Raw genomic sequence first — 26885 nt, forward strand, 5'->3', positions numbered from 1 at the left:
TTCTACACGAAGAACATTCTGCTCAACGAGGGTATCCGCGCCTGGATGGCACCCCAAGACCAACCACACGAACACTTTGTATTCCCTGAAGAGGTACTGCCTCGCGGTAACGCTCTCTAAGATCTAAGGACTGCTTTCACAAATAGGGTTTGGAAATAAAACCAGGGGGTGTGGGGGCTGTGCCCCCAGCCAGGGGTTTCACCCCTGCACCCCAAAGTTCCACTCTTATTTACGACGAGTTGTCCTAAATGTGCGATCAGGTCAAGGCTTTTTTCTACAGCCTTTGCTAATAAAAAGCTTTGCTCCCGTCCTGGATGGGGGCATTTTTTGTGTTCTACCCCACACACCCAAAATGGATATGCTATATTGGCTTTAGCAATGGCAAAGATCATTGCGACCTGTTAAGTCGAATGCCGTTTAGGGATACAGGAGGTGATGCCCATGCAAGATAGTAGTAAATGTATGGGTCACCAGGTTAGCGTGAACTGGCTGTGCGCCGGGGCTGTTCTCTAGCAGTCAAGCCTGACTTCTCATGGAGTCATGTTTCTAGAGGATGTTGGGATGGCACAGAGTTCCTCCCGGCAGTCAAGTGTTAATCTGGAGACCCGCTACACCGCTCTCACCCCATGATGCACTGGTTTAACCGATGTGTCTCTGGTGAGAGCGGATAGTTTTTTTAAAGGGTTTTATAAAGTCATTTTCAAGCAGGCTATCTCTAAAATAGTGAAGAACTTAGGTGCAGTAAGAGAGGTTCTCAGAGATGGCACAATTGCTTAGCGATACAGATGTTCAGGAACGGTTAACTCAGTTACCCGATTGGACGCTTCAGGGTAAAGAGATTCAATCTGTGCGCAAGTTTAAGGATTTTGTTGAGGCGATCGCCTTCGTGAATCGTTTAGTTGAGCCAGCCGAAGCAGCAAACCATCACCCCGATATCACCATTTCTTACAACAGAGTCAGTATCGCTCTGACAACCCACGATGCGGGTGGCTTGACCGAAAACGACTTTGCGTTAGCTAAGGCGATTGATCAGCTGGCTTAAGCTGTTGCTCTTTGACGCAAGATCTGTCCACCAGACAGGAACCTGAATCAATTAATACAGCCAAAGAAATACTCGGTTCTATGTGTTCCTCAAAACACGGGGTTTGTTAAGCAGAGTGGTATTTTTCCCAATAAACCTGCTTATCAGAGTAATTAGACTCCAGGTGTGAGGAACATGACTGGCAAAATTTTGTGGAATATTCTACTCGCGGCTCCCGTCGCTCTGGGTGCTGCTTTGGTTGGTTTAACTCCAGCGGCGATCGCTGTTGAAGCTCAAACCTCATCTCAAACTGAGGCAGCTTCTACCGAGTTAGTAAGTGTAACAGAAGTAACATTGATTGAACCCACTACTCAAGTTGATGAGTTAGCTCCAGTGCCACTTGTTACAACTGAGACTCAGGCGGTTACTCTGCCTGTGGTTAGTGAAGTTGATGCTGTGGCTGAGAGCGAGGCATTGGGTGTCTCTCAGTTGGCTCAGTTGCAAGAATACAGTGCTGAAGGACAAGGTGAAGAGCAGGAAGCGGCTCAAGTCACCTCTGTTTCCCAATTGTCGGACGTTCAGCCGACAGACTGGGCATTCCAGGCACTGCAATCTCTGGTTGAGCGTTATGGTTGTATCGCGGGTTATCCCGATGGCACCTACCGGGGCAACCGGGCACTCACTCGTTATGAGTTTGCCGCTGGTATGAATGCTTGTCTAGACCGGATCACTGAATTGATCAGTTCTGGTTCAGAGGGTGTGGTTACTCGTGAAGACCTGGCAACCCTCCAACGTCTGCAAGAAGAGTTTGCGGCTGAGTTAGCCACCATTCGCGGTTTAGTTGACAACCTTGAAGCTCGTACTGCTGAGTTAGAGGCAAATCAGTTCTCAACTACCACCAGATTGGCAGGCGAAACTATCTTTGCAATTTCTGACATTTTTGGGGGCGAAGCTGATGCTGACGCCGATAACGAGCTTGAGGAGCCAGGAGTTGACGAGCAAAATAACCTCGTTTTCCAAAGCCGAGTTCGCCTTAACTTCGACACTAGCTTTACTGGCACTGACCGTTTGAGAGCACGTCTGCAAGGCGGTAACTTTTCTCGTTTTCTGGGTGACCCCAGCGCAGGGGAAACTCGTCTTGGTTTTGAAACCAACACCAGCAGCTATGACGTTCGGGTTGATGACCTGAATTACCAGTTCAACCTGGGCGATCGCACTCGAATTGGTATTTTCGCCAACTCGGCTGACTTAAGAGATATCGTTCTTGAAAACGTGGCTAGTCCATTTGTATCGTCAGGACGAGGTGCTATCTCCCGTTTTGGTCGTTTCAACCCCATCTACCGGATCACCAACGCCAACGGTGCTGCATCGATTACTTATCGCCTCACCAATCCTGCTTTGACAAACAATGTCTTTAGCGTTCAGTTGGGCTACGGTGCTGGGGAAGCCAACAACCCCGATCAGGGGGATGGTTTGTTTAGCGGAGACTACAGTGCGATCGCCCAACTTGTGGGGAGAAACCTGTTGGGAGGCAACCTGGATCTCGTCTTCACCTACATTAATTCCTACATTGGAACTGAGGATGACCCCGCTAACCCCGATCCAGATGACAATGACATCGCTGGAATCCGCTCTCCTGGTTTAGGTAGCCGCTTATCAAGGGTTGACCGCGATCGCCCTCTGTCGGTGAACTCTTACGGTCTACAGGCGAACTATCGCTTTAGCCCCGGCTTCCAACTAGGGGGATGGGTTGGCTATTCTTTTGTTCGAGCCATCGGACTGGGTGATGCCGATGTGTTGAACTACGCTGTGACCCTCGCATTTCCAGATTTGTTGGGTGAAGGCAACCTGGGTGGTATTGTCTTCGGTATGCAGCCTCGCCTGATTGATTCAGACAATTCTTTAGGTCTGGGTGACGATGGCGAAGATCTGAGTACTGGTTTCCACATTGAAGGGTTCTACCGTTTGGCTGTGACTGACAACATCGACATCACACCCGGTATCATCTGGCTGACCGCTCCAAACCACAACGAAGACAACGACGACATCTTTGTGGGCACGATCAGAACAACCTTCCGGTTCTAATCGTGCGGCAAGTTTTGAAGTGCTGGGTTCGCTTGCATGATCCATGCCGCTCAAGATCTTGCCATTTCGCCAGGGGCGTCCCAACAACTATATAAGCCCTTGAGGAAAATACCTTAGTCTTTAAGGATGACGGGGCGATCGCTGACCAGTTGGGTGTGAGCGATCGCTCTTTTTAGTTCCCCATTCACTCAAGCAGATGCCTGATTTCATCTTTCCTTGATTTTCGAGGGATTTCTGGTGAAATTTTGCCGCACTCGTGGGTAAGCATGATAGGCTATCGTCATCTAGTTCTTGTACTTTTTGGATGGTCATAGCTGCCAACATTGAGATTTTTTGATAATCTGTTTTTGGAGGAACAAAATATCTCCGGTTGTTAATGCTATAACCGTCTAGATTGCAAGTCCTTTTAGTTAGGTGTGAGGACCCAAATAATGTTGCCTAAAGTTCTTTGGAACTCTTTGCTGGTAACTCCAGCTGTTTTAGGTGCTGCTTTACTTTCCACATCAGCGATCGCAGCTGATGTCAACAGCACGACTGATTCTGCTGAGGCTTTACTCAACGATGTAACAGCCTCTGAGTTGACTGTTGCTCCTGAAGCGGCTCCTGTTGCTGAAGTTGCTCCCGTTGAAGCTCCTGCTCAAGTTGCTCAGGTTGTAACAGAGCCTGTTGCTGCTCCTGCTCCTGCTGCTTCCACAGCTTCTTTAGAAGAGATCAACCAGTACAGCCGCGAAGTCCGGAGCAATTCCATGTCTCAGGTGACTTCCGTTTCTCAGTTGTCTGACGTTCAGCCTACTGACTGGGCATTCCAGGCACTGCAATCTCTGGTTGAGCGTTACGGTTGTATCGCGGGTTATCCCGATGGTACCTACCGTGGTAACCGCGCTATGACTCGTTATGAGTTTGCCGCTGGTATGAACGCTTGCTTGGATCGCGTTAACGAACTGATCGCGGCTGGTTTGGCTGATGCAGTAACTCGCGAAGACTTGGCAACGCTCCAGCGTTTACAAGAAGAATTCGCAGCTGAATTGGCTACTCTGCGTGGTCGTGTTGATGCTCTCGAAGCTCGCACTGCTGAGTTGGAAGCAAACCAATTCTCCACTACCACTGTGTTGCGCGGTCGGACAATCTTCGCTGTATCTGACATCTTTGGTGGTGAAAACCTGGGTGTTGACGATGCTAACAACGCTGTCTTCCAAAGCCGGGTTCGCTTAAACTTTGACACCAGCTTCACAGGTGAAGACCGTTTGAGAGCACGTCTGCAAGCTGGTAACTTTGAAGGCTTCAACAACGTTCCATCTAGTGCATTCATCGGTGGACCTTCTTCTGTTACTACTCAAACTGAGTATTCCTTCCAGACCAACACTCCTAGCTACGAAGTTCGTATCTCTCGCTTGGAGTACTACTTCCCTCTCGGTGAAAACGTTACCGTTTACTTGGGCGCACGTGGCGAATCCATCAGCGACATCGTAACTTCGGTTAGCCCCTTCGACGATCCTGAGCAAGGTTCTTTGTCCTACTTTGGTTACAACCCCATCTATGACATTGGTGCTCAAGGTATCGGTGCTGGTGCGACCATCGACTTCACTGACAACATCCAACTCGGTTTCGGTTACTTGACCGATGACGGCAACGATCCCGATGAGAAGGAAGGTCTGTTTAACGGCGACTACACCGCTTTCGGTCAGTTGACGTTGACTCCTGGTGACCTGACCGTTGCATTGACCTACGCTAACTCCTACCTGACCGCTGATAGCGCAGGTACTGGTGGTTCCACCGTCCTCAATGCATACGGTGTGAGTGCTAACTTCTCCCTCAACGACACCATCCAAATCGGTGGATGGATCAGCTACATCGATAGCAGCATCTTCACTGGTGCTACTGGCGAAGGCGAAGGCTGGACTTACGCTGGTACGTTGGGCTTTGCTGACCTGGGCAGAGAAGGTAGCTTGTTGGGCTTCATCGTGGGCGTACCTCCTCGTCAAGCGTTCCTGGAAACCTTTGGACCTGGTGGCACTGTAACTCAAGAAGATGCAGCTCTCCATGTTGAAGGTTTCTATCGTTATCCGTTAACTGACAACATCTCCATCACTCCTGGTGTGATCTGGTTGATGGATCCCGGTAACGAGAACGATAACGATGACATCGTGATTGGTGTTGTTAGAACTAGCTTCAGCTTCTAATCACGTAATCTTCTCGGATCTCGTTTGAGACTCCATTTGCAAGCCCTACATTTAGTGGGGCTTTTTTTAGTTTCTCCTAAAAACCTGCAAACCCCACTGGAGAACCGGGGTATACTGGAAGAACCCTTCATCTTCCTGTGGAACTTGTGGAACTATCTTGTAAAAGCGAGTACGCTCTACTAGCTATGCTAGAGCTGGCAGCCCACTACACCAGTGGAGAGCCGTTACAAATCCGTCAAATTGCAGCAGAACAAAATATTCCCGATCGCTATCTAGAGCAGTTGCTAGCAACCCTGCGGCGGTGTGGTTTGGTGCGATCGCAACGAGGTGCTAAAGGAGGCTATCTATTAGCGCGTGAACCCTGGAAAATTACGCTATTAGATGTCGTTAACGGAATTGAAGGCTCTGATCATCAGTCAACTGAACCCACAAAAGAACTCAAGTCGGTTGAAGGAATGGTGATTTGGGAGATTTGGCAGGAAGCCGGTCAAGCCGCGAATGCCGTGTTGCAGAAGTATACATTGCAAGACCTGGCAGAGAAGCGTAACTCTCGACGGCAACTCGACATTATGTACTACATCTAATTCATAAATCTATGCGTATTGCTGAAAATATTACTCAACTGATTGGGCATACCCCCCTGGTTCAGTTAAATCGTATTCCTCAAGCTGAGGGATGTGTCGCTCGAATTGTCGTGAAGTTGGAGGGGATGAATCCCTCTGCTTCGGTCAAAGACCGGATCGGTATTAGCATGATCGAAGCAGCAGAGCGAGAAGGGAAGATTACACCGGGGCAAACGGTTTTAGTGGAGCCAACCTCTGGCAACACTGGAATTGCCCTGGCAATGGCAGCTGCGGCTAAAGGCTATCGGCTCATTTTGACGATGCCAGAGACGATGAGTTCAGAGCGGCGTGCTATGTTACGGGCGTATGGGGCAGAGCTAGAGCTGACTCCAGGCATTGAGGGGATGGGGGGCTGCATTCAACGTGCCCAACAGATTGTGAATACCCTCCCCAATGCTTATATGTTGCAGCAGTTTAGCAACCCTGCTAATCCCCAAATTCACCGTGAAACAACGGCTCAGGAGATTTGGGAGGATACAGACGGTCAGGTTGATATTTTGATTGCGGGAGTTGGTACAGGCGGCACCATTACGGGTGTGGCTGAGGTTATCAAGTTTTTGAAGCCGAGTTTCCAGGCGATCGCGGTTGAGCCTGCGAACAGCCCCGTGTTGTCGGGAGGACGACCGGGACCCCACAAAATTCAGGGAATTGGGGCGGGATTTGTGCCTCAAGTCCTGAAGACTGACTTGCTGGATGAAGTGATTGTGATTGCAGATGAAGAGGCGATCGCCTATGGACGGCGACTGGCTCGTGAAGAGGGTTTGCTATCGGGGATTTCGAGTGGAGCCGCAATGGCAGCTGCTATCCAGGTGGGGCGTCGCCCTGAAAACGAGGGTAAGTTGATCGTCATGGTGCAACCCAGCTTTGGGGAACGCTATCTCAGTACACCACTTTTTCAAGACCCAGAGTTGATTGCGTCGGGTGTGTTGAATTAGAGGGTAATAGTCAGTCGTCGTTCATCATTCATCTCGCTCCCCCAGACAAATCTGAGATGATAGAGGCACCCGTTGGTATGCGTCTTTATCGTTCTGGTGCATTCTGGGGAGGAAGGTAAGCATGGTGACAGTTGTTCTGGCAGATGTAGCGTTAGGACCGATCGCGAGTAATCCAGCCATCCCGTTACTCGTGTCTTTGGGCTTGTTGGTTGCTATTGTGGTGGTCGAAGGGGTGATTTTGTGGGCATTTCGCCGTAAATCCTGGGGGCGATCGCTCCTCCACGCACTGATTATGAACCTGGTTTCCACCGTGCTTGGGTTTGTGTTAGCCGCGTTTTATTTTTTTCTCCTCAATCAAATCTTAGAATCAGCCCCACCCGCCCTACAGCTGAGTGTGTTTTTGCTGGCAACGTGGGCGACGTCAGTGCTGCTTGAGGGATTGGTGCTGTTGGGGTTGAAGTGGGAAAACCGGGCTAAAACCTGGCAAGCCGTGGCAGTTGCCAATCTTCTCAGCTACGTGTTGCTAGGGCTATTTATGGTAGGAAGCCTGGGAGCATTGAATTTATGACGGCACAGGAGCTACCACCCTCCTATTTTCGGCATCAGTCGCTGCAACTGCCAATCTTGTTGGGAGTCGCGCATGGAATGGTGGATGCTGCGTCGGGGTTTCTGTTAGGACGCTTGCCACATACGGTTCCATTAGAGCAGGTTGCCCTCTTGATCGTGGCGTACAATATGCTGGCGTTTGGCTGTCAACCCTTATTTGGTCTGGTTAGCGATCGCCTCAGATGTCCTCGGTTGATGGTGTGGATTGGTTTAGTCGGTCTGAGTGCCGCAGTACTTTTGGTGCCACAGCAAACCGAGTTGGCAATCGCTCTGGCGGGGCTCAGTTCCGCTGCTTTTCATGTGGGTGGAGGGGCATTATCCTATTGGGCGACCCCAGAGCAAACAACCGGAACCAGTCTATTCGTCGCGCCCGGTGTCGTCGGACTGGCGATTGGGGGGGTGCTGGGGTTTGGGCAATATGAGGTGGCGGCTGTGTTGGCGGGGTTGTTACTGGGAGTTGCGGTCGCGATCGCTTCAGTCCGGTTGCCCGCACTCCCCGATGCCTCTCCCACAAACGTTATCAAAGCACCCACCTCCGAGGCAGCGCAGGAAACGGCGGTCTTGTTGCTGATTGTGGCGATCGCTCTGGGGTCAATGGTGTGGACGGGGTCGCAACTGTGGCTCTTGGGACAGGCTGCATGGATAATCGGGACGGCGATCGCCGCAGCGGTAGGCAAACTGATCGGAGGCTGGTTAGCACAGCGATGGGGGTGGCGACGTTGGACTGTCACCGCCTTGGCAATAGCAGCTTTGTTACTGGCGACGGGCAATACTCCTCTTCAGTTATTGCTGGGGATGGCGTGTTTGCAATCGGTAGTGCCTGTGACGCTCGCCGCCACCATTCGACTCATGCCTCAACACTCAGCAACTGCTGCCGGATTTGCCCTCGGCTTAGGGATTTTGTTGGGTGGCATCCCAGTCCTGGCGGGGTTTAGCCTTTTTCCACAGGCGATCGCCGCTGTGATAGGGGTACTTGCTGGGGCAGCGATCGCACTTTGGCACGGGTTACGCCCCTCCTCACTGGCTACACCTCGATCAACAACAATCCCCCACAGCATCGCTATTAGAGCAGATGCGAAACAGGGGTAAATTTGTCATGATAATTAAAGACACGGTGCAATTACCTCAGAGGGGATCTTCATTCGCATCACCCCTCCAACGCGGCTCCTATGAAACCCGCTTTTAAACTTCAAGATTTATTACAACAAGGAGATGCTGCTCTAGCGGCAACTAGCAGTTTGCTGGGGCAACAAATGGCAGTGATTGATTGTGAAGGGGTAGAGTTTATGACCCCTGGGCAATTGGATTTGTTATTTGCTGATATTCCCGAAGCGTGGGACTTTTTGACTCTGGCTCAGGTGCTTGAATCTCACTCTCTGTCGGATGCTCTGGCACAACAAATTAGTCAGTGGATTACTCTGCGATCGGGGCAAGTTGAGACAGAGCAGGAATTAAGCTCGACCGTGACTCCCAAAGGCATCGATCGCCTCTTGAGTTTTCTGCCGATTTTTGAGCGCAAAGGTATTCGGCTATATGAGGTGAATTCGCAGCAGAGCGTCTTAGAACCCTACATCTATTCCAGTGAGGTAAATGGATTTTTGCAAGCCCTTCATGATGAGGGGTTTATTTTGCCCAACTTTGATTGGGGGGTCTGGGTCGATGATGCCATTCAATATGTGAATGAGCCTGATTTATTACACTACGCCGACCTATTGACGTTACAAAAGTTGCTGACAACCCATGTCCGGATGGAGCGGTTTAACAGCGGCAATCTGGCTCAACTGCTAGACAACGGACATATTTTGGAGGTGTTGCTGCAACTGGTAGCTATCCGCGAGAGCATGGCTGACATTGAGCAAGTTGTGCCGACGAGCAGTGTCAATCGGATTACAGCAACTCGTGGAGACATCATTCAACAACCCGTTGATGCGGTCGTCAACACGACCAACATTGCCCTTGATATTGGAGGGGGAGTGAGTGAGGCAATTCATGCGGCGGCGGGTCCGGGGTTGAAGGAGGAATGCCGCAAGCTCAAAGGCTGTGCGGTGGGTCAGGCAAAGCTAACCCGTGGTTACAACCTCTCTGTGCCCTGGATTATTCACACTGTGGGTCCCGTTTGGCAGGGCGGGTTGCAGCAAGAAGATGAGTTGTTGGCGCAGTGTTATCGCAACAGTCTGGCACTGGCGGCGTTATGTCCAATCCAGTCGATCGCCTTTCCCTCAATTAGCACTGGCTTTCATGGTTTCCCCATCGAGCGAGCCGTCCACATTGCGCTCACGGAGGTCGATCGCTTCCTACAAAACAATACCTCGATCGAAAAAGTCATTTTTGTCTGCCGGGACGCCAAGGTGTTTGAGGTGTATTCCAAGCTCATTAAAGAAATGTTAGACCCCTCCGTCGTCTAACTGGCATTGGCGACTTAGAGCCTGTTTCAAGAGAGCCTGGTAGTTGCGATCTGGGATAACCTGTGCCCCAAAACGAGCCAGGTGGGGGTTCATCATCTGAGCATCAAATAAGAGAAACTGGCGCGATCGCAAATGCTCTACCAGTTTCACCAGTGCCACCTTAGAGCCATCGGGAATGCGGTAAAACATGGACTCTCCGATAAATGCACCCCCAATCGCGATTCCCAAAACCCCGCCTGCCAGTTCATCGCCTTGCCACGTTTCAAAGCTGTGGGCATACCCCGCCTGGTGTAGTTCCCAATAAATCGCCTTCAAATCGTCTGAAATCCAGGTAATATCTCGATTAGCACATCCATCTACCACCGCTCTAAAGGCACGGTTTATTGCCACTGTGAACTTGTTTTGATTGATCACTCGACGTAGCGATCGCGGATAGCAAAATCGCTCGTCCAGTGGAATTAAGGTGCGCTCACGGGTGGAATACCAGCCCAGTTCCTCACCGGACTCATCCGCCATCAAAAAATAGCCCTGAGCATATCCCTCAATAATTGCAGGGATATTAAACTGCATAGCAACTCATCAACAACATCTCATCTGAATGATAGGCTGAGAAAAAGCATCTGCGAGCACTAAGTTCGTTCTATGGCTGAACCCATTCCACCGATTACTCTGCCCCCTGCCACCAACCCTTCCCAGGAGGGGAAATGGCTGCAACAGGCGTTGCATCGTTGGCTCGATCAGGAATTTATTCCTGAAGGGGTGAACGCTGAGATTGCCGAACGAGCGGCTCAAGTATTTGTGCGACAACGATTAGAGGGTGAAAACGACGTTGGCTCACTGGTGATTGCGATCGTCACTGAAATGCAGGCGTTCGATTTCTCAAAGAGTTTTTTCAGCGAGTTTGCGGTCGCCAATGCAGTCAGTGATCTTCTGCTAGAGAGTCTAGGAATTGATCGGTGTTGTGGGCAATAGTTAACTTTTGATACTTCAAAGTAGCTTTCAGACTTTGAATGAAACCTTTGTGCTCTCGAGGGTTGCAAAGAAAGTTTCGATTAAGCGGTAACGTAAATAACAGAAAGATTTTAGACACAGGTGCATCTCCAGCACAATGAATTCACTTTAGTTTGGTAATATGTGTGCAGAAGATCGACCCTCATTTCCAGGATTAAGACGCCATCTATGTTGATGCTAGAAGCTACAAAAACCCAGCCTGATGTGAAATTGGGACGAGTTCTAATCGTTGAAGATGAAGAGCTGATTCGGGAAACGGTTGCCCTGGCTTTGATCGAAGAGGGGTATGAAGTATTGATGGCAGAAGATGGGCGGGCTGCTCTTGACCTTGCTGCCAAGTCAGAAGACGGCAACTATTCTGGGTTTGCAGCATTAGATTTGATCATCTTGGATCTGATGTTGCCCTACGTGAATGGTTTGGATTTGTGCCGTTTAGTGCGCCATGAGGGGAGCAGCGTTCCCATTTTGATGCTAAGTGCGAAAGGGAGTGAAACCGATCGCGTTGTTGGGCTAGAGGTCGGTGCAGATGACTATCTGACAAAACCTTTCGGGATGCGCGAGTTGGTGGCTCGATGCCGTGCTTTGTTGCGTCGTCATCGCCATACTCAACCCGCTTCTAAAGAGTCAACGCTGAAGTTTCAGGATGTGACGCTGTATCCTCAAGAGTGCCGCGTGACGGTGCGGGGCGAAGAAATCAACCTGTCTCCTAAAGAATTCCGAATTTTAGAACTGTTCATGAGCCATCCTCGTCGAGTCTGGTCACGTGAGCAACTGATTGAACGGGTTTGGGGACCCGACTTTATGGGAGATAGCAAAACCGTCGATGTCCACATTCGCTGGTTGCGCGAAAAGCTGGAAGTAGACCCCAGTCGTCCTGAATATCTCATGACTGTGCGCGGGTTTGGTTACCGATTCGGCTAATTCCGTGGCAGGCATTTCCGGCACAGCTTGTTCAGAGATTGTAAGCTAGAGTTGCTACTAACTCTTGCTGCCTGTTAACGTGGTCACCGCTGGTTTAGGATTTTTGCTGGGTTTATCGATTGGGTTGCTGCTGTGGTGGCAACAGCGATCGCGTTCAGATGCCAAGATTAAAACATTAGTACGAACCTTACGGGCTGATGAAGAGTCAGGGCTGTCTTCCACCTCACAATTAACAGCGGCGATCGCGACTCAGCAAAAAATTCGGCAGCAGTTGGAGCAACAGCTAGAAAGCTATCGACAAGTGCTACATTCTGCTCCAGTTGGGTATTTGCAAGTTGATGACGAAAATCGATTGATTTGGTGCAACGAGCGCGCGCGTGAATTATTGCACATGACCCAGGAGCACTCACCCCGACCCCGATTGTTGCTTGAGCTAGTGCGCTCCTATGAGTTAGACCACCTGATTGAGCAAACACGCAATAACAAAAAACCCTGCCAGAGCGATTGGACGTTTCATCCTGCTAGCCCTGACCCCTCTCAGTTGTCGAAACAACAGGCATACGCTCTGCGAGGACATGGCTTTCCACTCCCTTGGGGGCAGGTCGGAATTTTCTTGGAAGACCGTCAGGAAGCGGTAACATTGATGCAACAGCGCGATCGCTGGGCATCCGATGTAGCTCACGAACTCAAAACGCCCCTGACCTCAATTCGACTGGTGGCTGAAACGCTGCAAAGCCGTCTGGAGTCCCCTTTGAGGGGGTGGGTCGATCGCCTGATTAGTGAAACCATGCGCCTGGGCACCCTGGTTCAAGACTTGCTGGATTTGAGCCACATCGACCGGGGATCATCCCAATGCTTGCATCTCAAAACCACTGACTTAGCCGAGTTAATTCAAGCGGCGTGGATCAATCTGGAGCCTCTGGCTCGCAAAAAACAACTCCATCTCGATTACGTCGGCCCAGAACATCTCCTCATTCAAATCGATGAACCGCGACTCTATCGAGTTCTGATTAACCTGCTCGACAACAGTATTAAGTACAGCCCACCCTGGCAAACCATCCGTGTGCAATTGCAACCGGAGGAACCCGTGGCCGATACACCAGAGAATGCAGGGGCGATCGCCAAATGGGTCTACCTGGACATTATTGACGCTGGGCTAGGATTTGCAGAAAGTGACTTACCTCATGTGTTTGAGCGGTTTTATCGGGCTGATCCCTCTCGCTCCCGCACCATCTCCACATCCGAGGGAAAAACGTTGCCAGAGCCTGCAACAGATGTAATATCCGTAACAGATGATCTTCGCAACTACGGAGATGATCGATTTGATCTACATCGTGGAAGCGGGAGCGGATTGGGGTTAGCGATCGTCAAACAAATTGTGGAAGCACACGCAGGTTCAGTGACGGCTCGCAACCACCCCATCACAGGTGGGGCTTGGTTGCAAGTCTGTTTGCCCTGGCAAACATAAGGGTCTAAATTTCAGAAAAATTAGACTTCTATAAGAATCTAAAGCTCTGAATCCCGTCGTTCTCCTGTAATATTTGTACATACCCTCAGACCGTGCTAAGGCACGGATGACCGTTCCTCGGCTCCGCCCGTTTATTGGCTTAGCGCATGGATGAAAGACTCCAAAAGATTCTTTCCCAGTGGGGTGTCGCATCTCGACGCCACGCCGAACAGTTGATTGTAGAAGGGCGAGTTCGATTGAATGGGGCGATCGCCACCCTAGGGCAAAAAGCAGATCCAGAATTCGATCAAATTGAGGTAGATGGGCGGTTAATTCAACCTACCAATCGTCCTCGGTCGATCTATTTGTTGATGAACAAGCCAATCGGGGTAGTATCTACTTGCAGTGATCCTTGGAATCGTGAAACGGTGCTCGATTTACTGCCATCTCATCTTCAAAAAACACAGGGGCTGCATCCCGTTGGACGACTTGATGCAGCTTCGACAGGTGCTTTATTGTTGACAAATGATGGCACGATTACCTTTGCTCTGACTCATCCCTCTCATTCAGTTCCGAAAACTTATCACGTCTGGGTAAAGGGGCACCCCCATGAGGCTGTTTTACGTCAATGGCGACAGGGGGTTTTGCTAGATAGCAAACTGACCTTGCCAGCAGAGGTAGAAGTACTAGATACAACTACCGCTGACCAAACAAAACTGAAGATTATTTTGCGAGAGGGACGAAATCGTCAGATTCGACGAGTGGCAGAACAACTGGGGTATCCTGTTGTGAGACTACATCGTATTGCGATCGGCTCAATTCAGCTAGGGCAGTTATCGAGTGGTCAATACCGCACTCTAAACCAGGTTGAGGTTAATTTTTTGAAGGAAACGGCTGAGCACATCAGTCAGCTGATGCCAGACAGGCAATGAACAGATGAGGAGCGATGGAAGGATGAATGTTATGAGCAAAGATATTTCTCAAATAGAGCAAATTCAGACTGAGAAGCTAGCTGAGTTAGGTGCTCGTCTTCGAGAATGTCGTGAATCACAACTCATCACAATTGAGCAGGTTGCTGGTAAGACGATGATTCAGCCTCGCATTCTCAACGCGATTGAGGCGGGTAGACTGCATCAACTACCCGAACCTGTTTACATCCAGGGCTTTATCAAGCGATATGCCGATGCCCTCGGTTTGAATGGATCCGACTTCGCCCACGCCTTTCCATTAGAGGCTGATCTCAATTCCATCAAGCCTTCTTGGCAAGACACCCCTGCCGCTCAACTCCGTCCCATTCATCTCTATGCCGCTTATGTTCTATTGATTGTGGCGGCAGTCAGTGGGTTGTCCTACGTGTTGAGCCGCTCTAGCTCATCTCTGGCGGGCAGACCTGCCCCCCAACCATCGGCGGTTACGGCTGTTGCACCCTCAACATCTCCCAGCGCAACACCCTCTGCTAGCCCTGTCGCCCCAAATGTGACGGCTACTAGCAGCCCTGCTGCCTCTGATAAGCCTGTACGAATCAATGTGACATTAACTTCTCAATCTTGGCTTCGCATCGAAGTTGATGGAAAGACTGATTTTCAAGGCATTTTGCCAGAGGGAACGCAACGCACGTGGATGGCTACTAATCGGTTGACCGTTCGCGCTGGCAATGCGGGTGGAGTTATGTTGACTTACAACGAAGGCACTCCTACTCGGATGGGTGAACCCGGAGCCGTTAAGGAAGTCACCTTTTCCGCTCCTCAACAATCTGCTAGCCTACCTAACCCGGTTGCATCGCCTGACAACGAATAGTTAATGCTGAGGTTAATCAAGGTTTATTGATTGACCCCTTAAAATCTAGCCTACCTGGAAAGTTTCCCTCATCCCATTTCCAAGCAGAAAATATTCATGCATCTGTAAAGGCGGTTCGCGAACCGCCCCTACTCCACCTGTTTTTGATGGGAACTGTTGAAACGATTCCTATCAAAGCTTGACGTTCAACCTTAATAAACAATGAGTTGGGCAGCTGGAGTAAAGCATTGCTTCAAGATGCCTTGCACCACCAGAATGCTGGTCAGTAGGGTTGCAAAACCCAACATAAACATAATGAGCATCTGATAAACCGCTGCATCCAGGGGATCAATACCGCTGAGTAACTGACCAGTGATGATGCCGGGTAAGGTAACAACACCGACCACCATCATAGAGTTGAGGGTGGGAATGATTCCAGCGCGAATGGCATCACGCCGATAGGTAGCCGTTGCTTGATAGGGAGTTGCACCCAGGCTAAGGTGAGTTTCGATTTCAGTTTGGCTAGTATTCAGGGTGCTCACAAATCGCTCTCCAGATATCGCCGCTGCGTTCATGGCATTACCCAGTACGATCCCCGCTAGGGGAATGACATACTGCGGGTCGTACCAGGTATCAGGGCGAATGACAAAGAGATTGGTATAAACCAATGTCACCGCAGCACCTGTCAGAATGGCACCACCGACCAGCGGCAGAATCTGGGGAATCTTATGGCTGATGCGGTTACGAGCAACGACGGTAGCGATCGCCAACATTACCCCTAAGACAACCAGCACCGCCCACGGATTTCGCCAGGTAAACACGATCGCCAGAATGTAACCCACCATCACTAGTTGGATGATGGTGCGCCCGGTTGCCATGGTCAGGTTCCATTCCAACCCCAACCGCTGCCATGCAGATAGACCAATGGCGATCGCCATCAGCCCAACCGCCCAAATTAAATCAATTAAGTCCAGTTCGATGAGTGAATCCACAGTTCAGTAGTCCTAAACAAGTCTTGTTTTGTCAGCGATGCCCACACCTCGCCAAAACAGGGCTTCCACGATTCATAGCTTTGCAGGGAATCGAGAGATAATACTAAAGATTGTCACAAGAGATTGTCACAAGGAGCGATCGCGCCAATGGCAGCAATGTGGCATGATGCAATGTATTTGCATCCTTTTCTCTAGCGCACGATAAATTTTGACCTCCAACCCTTTATGAATCAAATTCCCCCTTTGGATTTGACAGAGCAATACAAAAGCATTGGTGCTGAAGTTAACGCTGCCGTTTTAGAAGTACTGGCATCGGGTCGTTACATCAACGGTCCCGTCGTCAGCCAATTTGAGCAAGCCTTTGCCGATTATATTGGCGCAGCCACCTGTATTGCCTGCAACTCTGGCACTGATGCTCTGTTTTTGGCATTACGAGCGTTCAACATTGGGGTCGGGGATGAGGTCATTACGAGTCCGTTTACCTTTATCGCAACCGCTGAAATGATCAGCGCGGCGGGAGCAACTCCGGTGTTTGTGGACATTGATCCCCAGACCTACAACCTGGATCTACAACAGATTGAGGCAGCGATCACCCCCAAAACAAAGGCGATTATGCCGGTGCATCTGTTTGGTCATCCGGTGGATATGACGGAGCTAACGGCGATCGCCCAAACCCATCAACTATTGGTTATTGAGGATTGCGCTCAAGCCGTGGGTGCTGCCTGGAATGGCGTCCGAGTGGGCAATATCGGTCAAATTGGCTGCTTTAGCTTTTACCCCACAAAGAATTTGGGAGCCTGTGGGGATGGTGGGGCGATCACGGTAAATGATGCGGCGATCGCCGATCGGATTCGCTTACTGCGCGACCACGGACGACGCGAGGGCTACATTCACGAAGAGGTGGGAGTCAACAGTCGTTTGGATGCCGTCCAGGCAGCGATCCTCTCAATTAAACTGCGTTATCTCGATACCTGGAACGCTGGACGCCAGGTGGTTGCAGAACGTTATCATCAGTTGTTGGAACACGTCCCTGGAATTATCCTGCCGCAGGCTTTGCCAGATGGGCAAGCCGTTTGGAACCAATACACGATTCGCATACCCGCATCGCCTCAAGGCAACAACCGCGATCGCGTTCGTCAGCATCTCCAACAACAGGGGATCATTTCGATGATCTATTACCCGTTACCGCTCCATTTACAGCCTGTCTACAAATTCCTGGGCTACCAACCGGGGCAACTGCCCGTGTCAGAGCAACTGGCAAACGAAGTGCTGTCCTTGCCCATGTATCCGGAACTCACTCTGGAGCAGCAAGAACGGGTGGTGTATGCGCTCAAGGATAGTTTGAGCTAGTTTTTGTCACAGTGCGATCGCGATGCCATCGGCTCTGGGTTCTGAGGCAGCGATCAGCACGCCGTTTTGCTTGAGGATTAGCTGTCCTTTGCCGAAGTTGCCGACTTCCCCACTGACCTGAATAGTGTGTCCGCGATCGCTTAACCCCATGGCTACCGAGCGAGGAACGGTCGATTCTAGTAACACCGTTTTGCCCGACAATACACGCCAACGAGGAGCGTCCAGTGCGGCTTGGGGGTTCATCGCGTAATCCACCAGATTCACGACAACCTGGGTATGACCCTGGGGTTGCATTGGGGCACCCATGACCCCAAATGGTCCCAACGGGGTTCCATCCAGTTGAGTCAGGAAGCCAGGAATGATGGTGTGAAAGGGACGCTTTGCCGGAGCAACGGTGTTGGGGTGCTCTGGGTCTACAACAAAGCCTGCGCCTCGATTGTGTAGAGCGATGCCTGTGCCGGGAATGAGGATGCCACTGCCAAAGCCCTCGTAGTTGGACTGAATGAAGGACACCATCAACTCTTGATCTGCTGCTGCCAAATACACCGTGCCACCTTTGGGAATGCCGTATGTGGGAGTGGCGATCGCCGTTTCTCCAATCAGTTGTCGTCGTTCAGCCGCATAGGTTTTGCGGATCAACTGCTCAGCGGTGATGGGCATAAAACGCGGATCGGCAACGTGGTAATACGTGTCGGCAAATGCCAGCTTCATCGCCTCAATTTGGAGGTGAAAGCTGTCGATCGAGTCACGGGGATATTTCGCCAGATCAAACCCCTCCAGGATGTTGAGGGTCATCAGGGCGGCAATACCCTGACCGTTCGGCGGCAACTCCCACACCTGCAACCCCCGATAAGCTGTCGAAATCGGATCGACCCATTCGGGTTGATGGTCTGCCAAATCTGCTTTGGTCAACAAACCACCCGTGTCTGCCGCGAATTGGGCAATTTGCTCGGCTAACTCGCCACGATAAAAGCTCTCTCCTCCGCTCTGGGCGATCGCCCGCAGAGTCTTTCCATGCGCCTCACTGCCCCAAATCTCACCTGCTTTGGGGGCGCGATCGCCTGGAAAACAGACGGCCTTGAGCGGTTGAAACTCTGGAGCCTCTAGCGGTAAAAAAATCTGTTCTGACTGTCGCCAGGCTCGTGCGGTCTGGGGTGAGAGGGGAAATCCTTCTTCCGCATAGCGAATCGCGGGTTCAAACAGTTGCTCAAAGGGCAGCTTGCCCCAGCGTTCCCATAAGGCTCGCCATGCTGAGACGGCTCCTGGCACCGTCACCGCTAACCAACTCAGGGGTGGCACTAGAGTGAGGCCCTCAAAGCGATTGGGAGTGCAAGCTTGAGCACTCTTGCCCGATCCATTTAAGCCGTGTAGCTTGCCATCCCAAACGATCGCAAAGGCATCAGACCCGATCCCGTTAGAGGTTGGCTCGACTACGGTTAGAGCGATCGCCATTGCCAGTGCCGCATCGACAGCATTTCCACCTGCCAACAACATTTCCATTCCGGCGGTCGTGGCAAGGGGTTGGCTGGTTGCCACTGCCCCCCGTTTCCCCATCACAACTCGTCGTCCAGACGCATAGGGATAGTCGGTCAAGTTTTGAATGTGAATAGTCATGGGCGGTAGATGGGATGAGGAAATCGTTTCAATCCCCCGCTTCCTGAAAAGCCGGGGATCTGAATCGCCTCTATCTTATAGCAACCCTTGATTGCTAGAGCCTTGACCCGATCAGAAGTGCCCGTACTGGGTATCGATGCGAAGCGCGCCTGTGGGTAAACTGAAACACCTTCTGCTAGGGGGTTTGGGGGAGGCAGTGGCGTCCCCCAATGGGGGTTTGGGGGAGACTCCCCCAATGCCTGGTTTTCAAACCATCAAAGCAACAGAGTGTCTCATTGGAAGACGCAGAGATGTGTATACACAGTAGGTCTTTAAGGAGAGAAACCTTGAAAAATGGACGTCAACTAGATGAAGTAATTATTCACAGGTAGCACTCCTGCCATGACATCGCGCCGAGGCATCGTAATCCCTGTGACATCAATCAACAAGTCCCGATTTGAAAAACCGCGAGAGCGATCGTTAACCGACAAATAAGTGCGGCGATTCCACTTAAACAGCACCGCTTCATTGGGACGCAACGCCTGCCTGCCTCTAGTGCGCCAGTTTTTATCCGCAAAGGCAGACCGTGCCGCTGCAATTAGATTACGTCCGGTCACTTGCCCAGCATTAAATAGCCCTCTGGGACGGTTAGACGTTGACAGATTATTGTCATAGTCAAGCTGCAAGCGATCGCCCTCCAACACTTTGAAGTCCGTGATCCGATCAACGGCTCTGAACCGGGAGTTCAAGAAAGCATCGGATTGGCTCACTCCCCGGAAGGTAAAGCGATCGCCACCACCACCCCCTGTCAACACATCTGCCGCTCCATGACCAATGATCGTGTTGCTACCGCCATCTCCCAACAACACATCTCGTCCTCTCGTACCCAAAATTTGATTCCCCCCTGTTGGGTTGGTTGGCTCGATGGGGATGTTTGGATTCGTTGGCAACGTTGGGATACCTGGATTTGTCGGCACAACGCCTCCCACCTCAAACGCTCCGATATCCGGCAGGCTATCTCGTTGAGCACCCCGCTGATCCGTACTGGGTGCGCCTGCTACGGCTGCATTGAGAGCCGGGCTACCCGCCAACAGAGCATGGGTCAGTAAGCCGCCGCCATTGTCCTGCAATGGAGCCAAACGCGGATCGATCAGCGTAACTGAAGCTGTTGCGTTGTAATCATTGCCGTTGTTTGTCCGTTTGGGCGGCCATTGGAGGTTGCCACCCTGGTCGGTTAACAAGCGACTGGTGTGCTGTTGAATGCCCCAGGCGTTAGTACCGTTATCGGCAGTGTTGTTAGAGAAGATGGTATTTCTGACGCTGACAGGGTCGCTGTTAGCTGCGATGCCTCCACCGACCCAGCCCGCATGGTTGTTGGCGATCGTCGAGTTGACGATGGTTGTGGGACCGTACAGTGCCATACCGCCACCCACACGACTCGACTCCGTGCCCAGAACTCGGTTGCCAGAGAAGGTGCTATTGGTAATTGTGGCGGGAGCATCCATCATCCACAACCCGCCACCCTGACCGCTTGCCGTGTTATTAGCGAAAGTGGTGCTGCTGATGGTCAATCCCCGGTTGTTGCCATTACTCAACACAACAACGCCACCGCCATTGCCACCATTGCCGCCATTGGGTAGGGGCAGGATTTCATTGTTGGTGAAGCTGCTGGATTGAATGATGACGTTGTCTTGTGTTGCTGTGTAGAGGTAGGCGGCTCCTCCTTCACCGCGTCCCCGGTTGCGATCGAAGACACTGTTGACGATGCGAATCGTGCCCGAAGTTTCGCTGGTAGAACTGGCACGATCGGTGTAGATGGCTCCACCATATCCTCGTAAGAAGGGATTGGCTTTGCCCGTGTCATAGAATGCGGCTGTGGTGGAGTTGTTGACAAAGCGGGAGTTTTCGATCGTCAGCTTGCCATTCAAGCTATTGATGGCTCCACCGTTGATACCCTGGTTGTTGGTAAAGCTGCTATTGCGAACCGTGAAGTTGCCAGGGCTAAGAAAGGCGATCGCCCCGGCTCCCCGTTCGTCATTGCCTGCGGTGGCTCGGTTGCTGTCAAATTGGGAGTTCGTGACCGTGAGTTGATTCTCCCAGGCACTATAAATCGCTCCACCCCCCTTGTTTGCCACGTTGTTTTGAAATCCGACATTGTCAACCGTGATATTGGCTCGATGTTCGCCATGAATGGCGGCTCCTCGATCGGTTGTGAAACCATTAATCAGTGACAAGTTGCGGAAGGTAACCGTCGTGGGAAAGTCTTGGTTTGAGCGGACAAGAAAAATCCGGGAACTGTTGTTGCCGCTGATGCGTAACCCAGCTGCCGCTGAGCCGTCAATTGTAATGTTTTTGCCAGGAGCAATTTCCAGTTGCCCACTGGTAAGGGTGATGGTTTGATTCGCGAGATTTGCCGCAAATTGAATGGTGGTGCCTGCGGTTGCAGCCGCGATCGCCGCTCTGAGGGAACCTGCTCCACTATCAGCCGTTGTGGTTACGGTGATGACATTCATCACGCCGTTATAGTTTTGCAAAACGTCCGATCGCAGGCTATTTTGTGCCTCAATGGCTCCAGTGCTGGCTTCCAGCACCCAGTCTCCACCCAGGGATGCGGCTCCAGTCAGGTTTGTCGAAGCCGCAACATCGGCTCCGGTTAGCTGACTCAGGCGATCGATAAAGGTGGTGTCTTCGCGTACGACATCACACCCGTAAATCAACAAGTCGCCCTGATTCGTCAGTGCACTCTGCCACTGTTGCAGTTGGTCAGCATAGGCCGCCAAACTCTCGTTATTTAAGACGGTGTTTCCCAGGAGCAACTGACCTGAACTGCCATGTGCAAAAATTTGGATGCTATCGAGGTTTTGGTGAGCTTGCAACGCGGCTGTAATTTGAGTGACCCCATCCTGAGTGGAGTCAAGAATCACAACTTCAGTGCCAGGCGTCACACCCGCTACAAGGCTCTGGTAGTCAGGTAAGGCGGCATCAATAATGGCGATCGCTCTGGTGGCTGTGACGGCTGTCGCATCTTGAATACTAGCAGCTTGAGTAATCGTTGACATGAAGCCTCCTTGAGGATTGTCTTGGGTTGAAAATGCGGTTGGACGCGCGGAAAGATGCCCCCAAGAACGAGATGAGGGTTACAAAATTGCAAACGCGCAGATTAATGTCTCAATCTGAAATCAGGGCTAGTGCTGCGTCACAGTTAAAAGTTAGGGTAGTGCGTGCATCTTGCTCGTGCCGTGAGCGAGACGCTCAAACCAACAATCCTAAAAATAAGGTGTGACGCTGCACTAGAGGTTACAGCACAATTTTTGGCTGTGACGGTTGAAACCGTAGCGATAACATCAAACCCGACCCGCATGATGAATAAATTGGTTAATGAACCCTCTAACTTGAAATCCACAATCTGAATCGATGCTCTGACAGGGGATGATTGCAAGCCAGCGTTACACCGGGTTGTAGGCATCCAAACACGAGCGGTGTTGGATGTGGGCAACTGTCACAGACGACGGATCACAAGTTAGATAGTGCCTCTACATCCAGGTCAATTCGTGTTGCCCAGTTGAACAGGCTTTATTAGAAACACAGATTGAAAGGCGTTGAGACGTTAGCTGATGGTAGGGGGGCTAATAGATATGGCGGTAGAGCAGCCCCATGCATCATCTGGAAGAAAACTTTCATAAAGTTGGCTCTAGTCTTCCCACATTTGGCTGAAAAACGATCACTGTTATTGCTGAAGTTGTGGGTTAGATGCCCCCTGTTGAGGGCCACTGCCTAAATAAAGTAATTCGTTACAGGCAAAACGCCTGCCATCACATCCCGTCGCGGCATCGCAATCCCTGTGACATCAATCAGCAAATCTCGATTTGAAAAACCTGGGGACTGATGGTTGACCGACAGGTAGGTGCGTCGATTCCAGGTAAAAAGCACCCCTTCGTTGGATCGTAAGGGTTGTTTACCCCTCGCCCGTCGGTTTTTATCGGCGTAGGCAGTTCGGGCGGCTGTCAACAGATTTCGCCCTGTGACTCGTCCGGCATTAAATAAAGCCGTTGGACGTTCACTGGTTGCCAGGTTGTTATCAAAGTTGAGCTGTAAGCGATCGCCCTCCCGCACGCGAAAGTCGGTAATTCGATCGACTGCCCCCAGTCGTGAATTCAAAAAGGTGTCTGCTTGGCTTACCCCGTTATAGTGGAAGCGATCGCCCCCACCCCTCCCCGTCAAAACATCGGCGGCTCCATCCCCAACAATGACATTGCCATTAGTGTCTCCTAGCAGGGTGTCGCGTCCTACAGTTCCCAAGATGGCGTTCGCTCCCATGACGCTATCCGCCCAGATGCTCCTTGCCCCGATTCTCGTGGCGATCGCTGGGCTATTGGGTAACAGAGAGTAGGTGAGAAAACCGCTGCCATTAGCTTGGAGTGCCCCCAACAAGGGATTGGCAATCTGACTATTGGCAGTCACTTTGGGATCATTGGCGGCAGGGGCAGGGAATTCAAGGTTGCCACCCCCATCCAGCAGTTGGCGTCCAGTTTGCTGTCTAGTACCCCAGGGGTTTCCTCCGGTATTGTTTGCCACAATCGAGTTGGCAAGGGTGACCGATTGATTGCCAAACCAAAAGGCTCCCCCTTGAAATCCAGCTCGGTTACTGACGATCGTTGCATTCGTAATGGTTGTCGCGTCGGCATCCCGATTGGCCAGGGTAATCGCGCCTCCCAAACCACCGCCATTGCCGTTGTCGGCGACGTTGCCCGTGAAGGTGCTGTTGAGGATTGTCGTCGGTGATGTCTCCCCGACCCATAAGCCTCCACCTTGCTCGGAGGATGTGTTGTTGGCAAATGTGGTATCGCGGATGGTCAACTCAGCATTGCCATGGCGCAATCCACCGCCCAATGCAGTTCCATCGGCATCGCGAATGACAGCATTTCCGATAATCGTGCTGCCTTCGACAATGACTCGATCGGGCGGATAGGCAAACAGGAACATCGCGCCGCCCTGTCCTGCCCCCCGATTTCCTTCAAAACGACTATTGCGAATCGTAATCGCGCCGCCGATCGCCCCAGGTCCAGAGTTGGAACCAGAGGAATTTGCTCCATCTGTATAAATTGCTCCTCCATAGCCGCTCGTGCCCCCAGTTCTGGCACCTCCGGGAGTTGAGTCATTGTTGATAAACACGGAGTCTTCAATGGTCAACGGGCCAAGCAGGCTGTTAATCGCGCCTCCGTTAATGCCCCGGTTGTTTGTAAATCGACTGCCCCGGACGGTCAAACTACCACCGCTCGCCGTGGCGATCGCCCCTCCTCCTCGTTCAGTAAAGGCTGCCGTCCCATCGTTGCCGTTAAAGCTGCTGTTAATGATCAGGGTTGTACTGCGAAATCCGGCAAAAACGCCTGCTCCAAACCCAGCCACGTTATTGTTGACCTGTGTATTGATCAGGGTTAAGTTGGCACTTCCCTCAGTCAAGATGCCTGCCCCTGCGTAGTTTCGCCTCTCCTCTTCGGTGGCACTGGCGAAGGCCAGACGGGGGCTGTTGAGCCGACCATTAGCAACGATCAGATTTTGCAGGGTTAGATTTTTCTCCCGTTGGACAAAGAATACTCGACTGGCGTTGTTGCCACTGATGGTCAGGTTAGAGGCACCCGTGCCGTCAATGATCAGGCTTTTGTCAATCACAAGCTGACCACTCGTCAGGGTAATCGTCCGGTTGGCTAGATTGGACGCAAAGCGGATCGTGCTGCCTGCGGTTGCAGCCGCGATCGCCGCTCTGAGGGAGCCTACTCCACTATCAGCGGCACTGGTAACGGTGATGACAGTTGACATGGAAGTCTCCTTGGAAGGTCGATTGAGGGAAAAGAATCCTGGCTGAGGTAAAAGGATGGCCGTTGCTAACTAGGTTGCTAATTAGGGGGAGGATTTTCTTAATACGGGCGTGAGCGAGACGCTCACACTTCCTCTCATTCCCATCAGCAACGCCAAGGGATGAATGGCGGACGCACAACGAAGTGCCCTCAAGTCGGCAATGAGGGTGAATGAGTCATTTGAAGCTATGAAAACTTGCCTTAACAGAGCCATGAGGGGTTGCAGTTCCCTCTGTCACTCAAACTGGGGCGCACTCAATGCAATTTAGACAAGCTCTTGACGATCGCCCGTCTTGCAATTTCCGGTTTTTGCATTCTAATAGGGGCGATCGGCGTGGATGTCAGGGATGGTAGGTGCTGAAGGAGCGATCACGGTAGAGCAATATTGGTCGTGTCATCCCCAAAAGTTGGCTTTAGTCTTCCCAAACTGACGCAGAAACCCATCATTTCTCGTCACTCATATCCCATCACACACGACAGCCCAAGGTTTCTAAAAATGCAAAAACAGCGGGGGAATGCAAAGCATCCGCGACGATCGCCACTCCAATCGTTCGGCTTAGTGGTTCTGCCAGTCTGTAAACTTGTACTCCCAGGGGAATTGGCTCCGCTGCCAATCGTGGGAAAACAGCGGCTCCCAGACCTTGAGCCACCATGCTTAAGAGAGTTGATGCTTGACGAACTCGATAGGCAATATTCAAAGTCTTGCCCAGTTTGAGATAGAGGTTATTCAGAAATTGGATATGGACTGCATCCTCAAGACAAATCAGCGGATAGTCTGTCAGTTGTTCCCAGGTGAGGCGATTACCCTGTTGAGAAAACTGCTTTGCATGACGCATCGGTATGCCATCTGCAAGCAACACGACAAACTCATCGTCTAACAGTTCCCACGTCTTAAAGCCCTCTCTCGTCGGCAAAATCGTGAACCCCACATCGGCTTGTCCGGCTCGCAAGGCTTGGTCTACTTCTACAAAATCGTAATACTCACGAATCGTGACACCGATCGCCGGAAACCGTTGTTGAAACTGGGCGATCGCTTTTGGCACAAGATGCGTTGCTGCGCTGCGAAATGCGGCAACTCTGACCTGTCCACCCTGCAAGCCTTTTGCTGCTGCCGCGACCTTTGTCATGGCGTCTAGCGATCGCAAAACTTGACGCGCATGAGTCACAACCTCTTCGCCAACCGGGGTAAGCTGAGCACCCGATCGTCCTCGCGAAAACAGCACCACGCCCAGGGCATCTTCTAAGGTGGCGATCGCATGGCTCACCGCAGACTGCGATATGCCAAGCTCTAACGCCGCTTCGCCAAAGTTGCCCTGATCAGCGACTGCAACCAATGCCCGAAGCTGAGACAGCTTTAGCTGGCTGAGATGGTTGTCCTGCATAGCGATCGCCTACCGTTGGCTACGATTGAGCCATTTATCGACCATCACAGGTTGATAATTCAGTAGTGCATCTAACAGTCGGTCTGGGTCAGAGCTTTGTAAGACAAGACTGCGATGTTTTGGGGCGAGAAACTGTTCATCAACCGCATGATCAAACAGAGCTAAAAGATTGTCGTAGTAACGCTCGACATTCAGCAATCCAAAGGCTTTGTGGTGAATTCCGAGCTGTGACCAGGTGAGCACTTCGCAAAACTCTTCAAATGTGCCAAATCCTCCCGGTAGAGCAATAAAAGCATCCGACAGATCGGCCATCAACGCCTTTCGTTCGTGCATCGAGTTGACGATATGCAGTTGAGTCAGGTTGGGATGAGCTAACTCTTTGTCTACTAACAATTGGGGAATCACACCGATGACTTTGCCCCCGGCATTTAAGGTGGCATCGGCAACGACTCCCATCAAACCAACATTTCCACCTCCATAAACGAGTTCTAACCCTCGTTTCGCCAGGGCTTTACCCATGGCTTCGGCAGCTAGTTGATAGACAGGACGAATGCCCATATTCGACCCACAAAAGACGCAGACTCGTTGCATAGCTTGATTTCCCTGTTGGCAATCTGACCTAGTGTTGCGAACACAAAGTTCTGCAATGTAGGGGGTTTGGGGGCTTCGCCCCCAAGAAGGGGTTTCACCCCTTCACCCCTTT

At 51.4% G+C, this 26885-nt stretch carries 22 protein-coding genes and 1 pseudogene; 15 read left to right on the forward strand and 8 right to left on the reverse strand.

Going from position 1 to position 26885, the window contains the following annotated elements:
• The 3 genes and pseudogenes from H6G89_RS33000 to H6G89_RS33010 form a co-directional block, all read left to right on the forward strand.
• Nucleotides 1-120: pseudogene (locus H6G89_RS33000) on the forward strand (photosystem II D2 protein (photosystem q(a) protein)); the annotation flags it as partial.
• A 640-nt stretch (nucleotides 121-760) separates the two neighbouring features.
• Complete coding sequence (locus tag H6G89_RS33005; RefSeq protein ID WP_190514255.1) at nucleotides 761-1042, forward strand: 4a-hydroxytetrahydrobiopterin dehydratase; 282 nt, start codon at nucleotides 761-763, stop codon at nucleotides 1040-1042.
• Nucleotides 1043-1216: 174 nt separating this feature from the next.
• Nucleotides 1217-3106 (forward strand): iron uptake porin, encoded by a 1890-nt coding sequence (locus tag H6G89_RS33010; RefSeq protein ID WP_190514256.1) that lies wholly within the window; start codon nucleotides 1217-1219, stop codon nucleotides 3104-3106.
• Between the two features lie 120 nt (nucleotides 3107-3226).
• Here the strand turns inward: H6G89_RS33010 and H6G89_RS33015 are convergent, their stop codons facing one another.
• Nucleotides 3227-3418, reverse strand: coding sequence for a hypothetical protein (locus H6G89_RS33015; RefSeq protein WP_190514257.1), 192 nt, complete (start codon nucleotides 3416-3418; stop codon nucleotides 3227-3229).
• 119 nt (nucleotides 3419-3537) lie between these two features.
• Between H6G89_RS33015 and H6G89_RS33020 the strand changes: the two genes are divergently transcribed.
• From H6G89_RS33020 to H6G89_RS35425, 6 genes are all read left to right on the forward strand, one after another.
• Nucleotides 3538-5286, forward strand: coding sequence for an iron uptake porin (locus H6G89_RS33020; protein WP_242060236.1), 1749 nt, complete (start codon nucleotides 3538-3540; stop codon nucleotides 5284-5286).
• Between the two features lie 185 nt (nucleotides 5287-5471).
• Complete coding sequence (locus tag H6G89_RS33025) at nucleotides 5472-5870, forward strand: RrF2 family transcriptional regulator (protein ID WP_199337086.1); 399 nt, start codon at nucleotides 5472-5474, stop codon at nucleotides 5868-5870.
• Between the two features lie 11 nt (nucleotides 5871-5881).
• Nucleotides 5882-6844 (forward strand): cysteine synthase A, encoded by a 963-nt coding sequence (gene cysK / locus H6G89_RS33030; protein ID WP_190514259.1) that lies wholly within the window; start codon nucleotides 5882-5884, stop codon nucleotides 6842-6844.
• Between the two features lie 121 nt (nucleotides 6845-6965).
• On the forward strand, nucleotides 6966-7412 hold the full coding sequence (locus H6G89_RS33035; protein WP_190514260.1) for a hypothetical protein: 447 nt from the start codon (nucleotides 6966-6968) through the stop codon (nucleotides 7410-7412).
• Nucleotides 7409-8539 carry an MFS transporter gene (locus tag H6G89_RS33040; RefSeq protein WP_190514261.1) on the forward strand — a complete coding sequence of 377 codons (1131 nt, stop codon included), beginning with the start codon at nucleotides 7409-7411 and terminating at the stop codon, nucleotides 8537-8539. The genes H6G89_RS33035 and H6G89_RS33040 overlap by 4 nt, the downstream gene beginning before the upstream one ends.
• An 80-nt stretch (nucleotides 8540-8619) precedes the next feature.
• Nucleotides 8620-9855 carry a macro domain-containing protein gene (locus H6G89_RS35425; RefSeq protein ID WP_242060237.1) on the forward strand — a complete coding sequence of 412 codons (1236 nt, stop codon included), beginning with the start codon at nucleotides 8620-8622 and terminating at the stop codon, nucleotides 9853-9855.
• Here the strand turns inward: H6G89_RS35425 and aat are convergent.
• Nucleotides 9835-10425, reverse strand: a complete 591-nt coding sequence (aat, locus tag H6G89_RS33050; protein WP_190514262.1) for a leucyl/phenylalanyl-tRNA--protein transferase — start codon at nucleotides 10423-10425, stop codon at nucleotides 9835-9837. The genes H6G89_RS35425 and aat overlap by 21 nt on opposite strands.
• Nucleotides 10426-10497: 72 nt before the next feature.
• Here aat and H6G89_RS33055 point away from each other — a divergent pair, with 72 nt between their 5' ends.
• The 5 genes from H6G89_RS33055 (at nucleotide 10498) to H6G89_RS33075 (ending at nucleotide 15031) form a co-directional block, all read left to right on the forward strand.
• Nucleotides 10498-10827, forward strand: a complete 330-nt coding sequence (locus H6G89_RS33055) for a hypothetical protein (RefSeq protein WP_190514263.1) — start codon at nucleotides 10498-10500, stop codon at nucleotides 10825-10827.
• 207 nt (nucleotides 10828-11034) lie between these two features.
• Nucleotides 11035-11787, forward strand: coding sequence for a winged helix-turn-helix domain-containing protein (locus tag H6G89_RS33060; RefSeq protein ID WP_190514264.1), 753 nt, complete (start codon nucleotides 11035-11037; stop codon nucleotides 11785-11787).
• Nucleotides 11788-11851: 64 nt separating this feature from the next.
• Entirely contained in the window at nucleotides 11852-13255 is a 1404-nt protein-coding gene (locus H6G89_RS33065) for a PAS domain-containing sensor histidine kinase (RefSeq protein ID WP_242060238.1), read from the forward strand.
• 146 nt (nucleotides 13256-13401) lie between these two features.
• Nucleotides 13402-14166 (forward strand): pseudouridine synthase, encoded by a 765-nt coding sequence (locus tag H6G89_RS33070; RefSeq protein WP_190514265.1) that lies wholly within the window; start codon nucleotides 13402-13404, stop codon nucleotides 14164-14166.
• Nucleotides 14167-14197: 31 nt separating this feature from the next.
• Nucleotides 14198-15031: a helix-turn-helix domain-containing protein gene (locus H6G89_RS33075; protein WP_242060239.1), complete on the forward strand. Its 834-nt coding sequence runs from the start codon at nucleotides 14198-14200 to the stop codon at nucleotides 15029-15031.
• A 191-nt stretch (nucleotides 15032-15222) separates the two neighbouring features.
• Here the strand turns inward: H6G89_RS33075 and H6G89_RS33080 are convergent, their stop codons facing one another.
• Nucleotides 15223-16002, reverse strand: coding sequence for an ABC transporter permease (locus tag H6G89_RS33080; protein ID WP_190514267.1), 780 nt, complete (start codon nucleotides 16000-16002; stop codon nucleotides 15223-15225).
• A gap of 225 nt (nucleotides 16003-16227) precedes the next feature.
• Here H6G89_RS33080 and H6G89_RS33085 point away from each other — a divergent pair, with 225 nt between their 5' ends.
• Nucleotides 16228-17352 (forward strand): DegT/DnrJ/EryC1/StrS family aminotransferase, encoded by a 1125-nt coding sequence (locus tag H6G89_RS33085; protein ID WP_190514268.1) that lies wholly within the window; start codon nucleotides 16228-16230, stop codon nucleotides 17350-17352.
• A gap of 6 nt (nucleotides 17353-17358) precedes the next feature.
• Here H6G89_RS33085 and H6G89_RS33090 read toward each other — a convergent pair whose 3' ends face one another.
• The 5 genes from H6G89_RS33090 to H6G89_RS33110 all read right to left on the reverse strand — a co-directional run bounded on the left by H6G89_RS33090 (nucleotide 17359) and on the right by H6G89_RS33110 (nucleotide 26773).
• The gene (locus H6G89_RS33090) at nucleotides 17359-18966 is read right to left on the reverse strand and encodes a gamma-glutamyltransferase family protein (RefSeq protein WP_199337087.1); all 1608 of its coding nucleotides are present in this window, start codon (nucleotides 18964-18966) and stop codon (nucleotides 17359-17361) included.
• 344 nt (nucleotides 18967-19310) lie between these two features.
• On the reverse strand, nucleotides 19311-22004 hold the full coding sequence (locus tag H6G89_RS33095) for a DUF4347 domain-containing protein (RefSeq protein WP_190514269.1): 2694 nt from the start codon (nucleotides 22002-22004) through the stop codon (nucleotides 19311-19313).
• Nucleotides 22005-22719: 715 nt separating this feature from the next.
• On the reverse strand, nucleotides 22720-24762 hold the full coding sequence (locus tag H6G89_RS33100) for a bluetail domain-containing putative surface protein (RefSeq protein WP_190514270.1): 2043 nt from the start codon (nucleotides 24760-24762) through the stop codon (nucleotides 22720-22722).
• A 505-nt stretch (nucleotides 24763-25267) separates the two neighbouring features.
• On the reverse strand, nucleotides 25268-26182 hold the full coding sequence (locus H6G89_RS33105; protein ID WP_190514271.1) for a LysR family transcriptional regulator: 915 nt from the start codon (nucleotides 26180-26182) through the stop codon (nucleotides 25268-25270).
• 9 nt (nucleotides 26183-26191) lie between these two features.
• Nucleotides 26192-26773, reverse strand: a complete 582-nt coding sequence (locus H6G89_RS33110) for a TIGR00730 family Rossman fold protein (RefSeq protein WP_190514272.1) — start codon at nucleotides 26771-26773, stop codon at nucleotides 26192-26194.
• Nucleotides 26774-26885: the final 112 nt, after the last annotated feature.

The organism is Oscillatoria sp. FACHB-1407 (assembly GCF_014697545.1).
In the GTDB taxonomy this organism is placed as follows: domain Bacteria; phylum Cyanobacteriota; class Cyanobacteriia; order Elainellales; family Elainellaceae; genus FACHB-1407.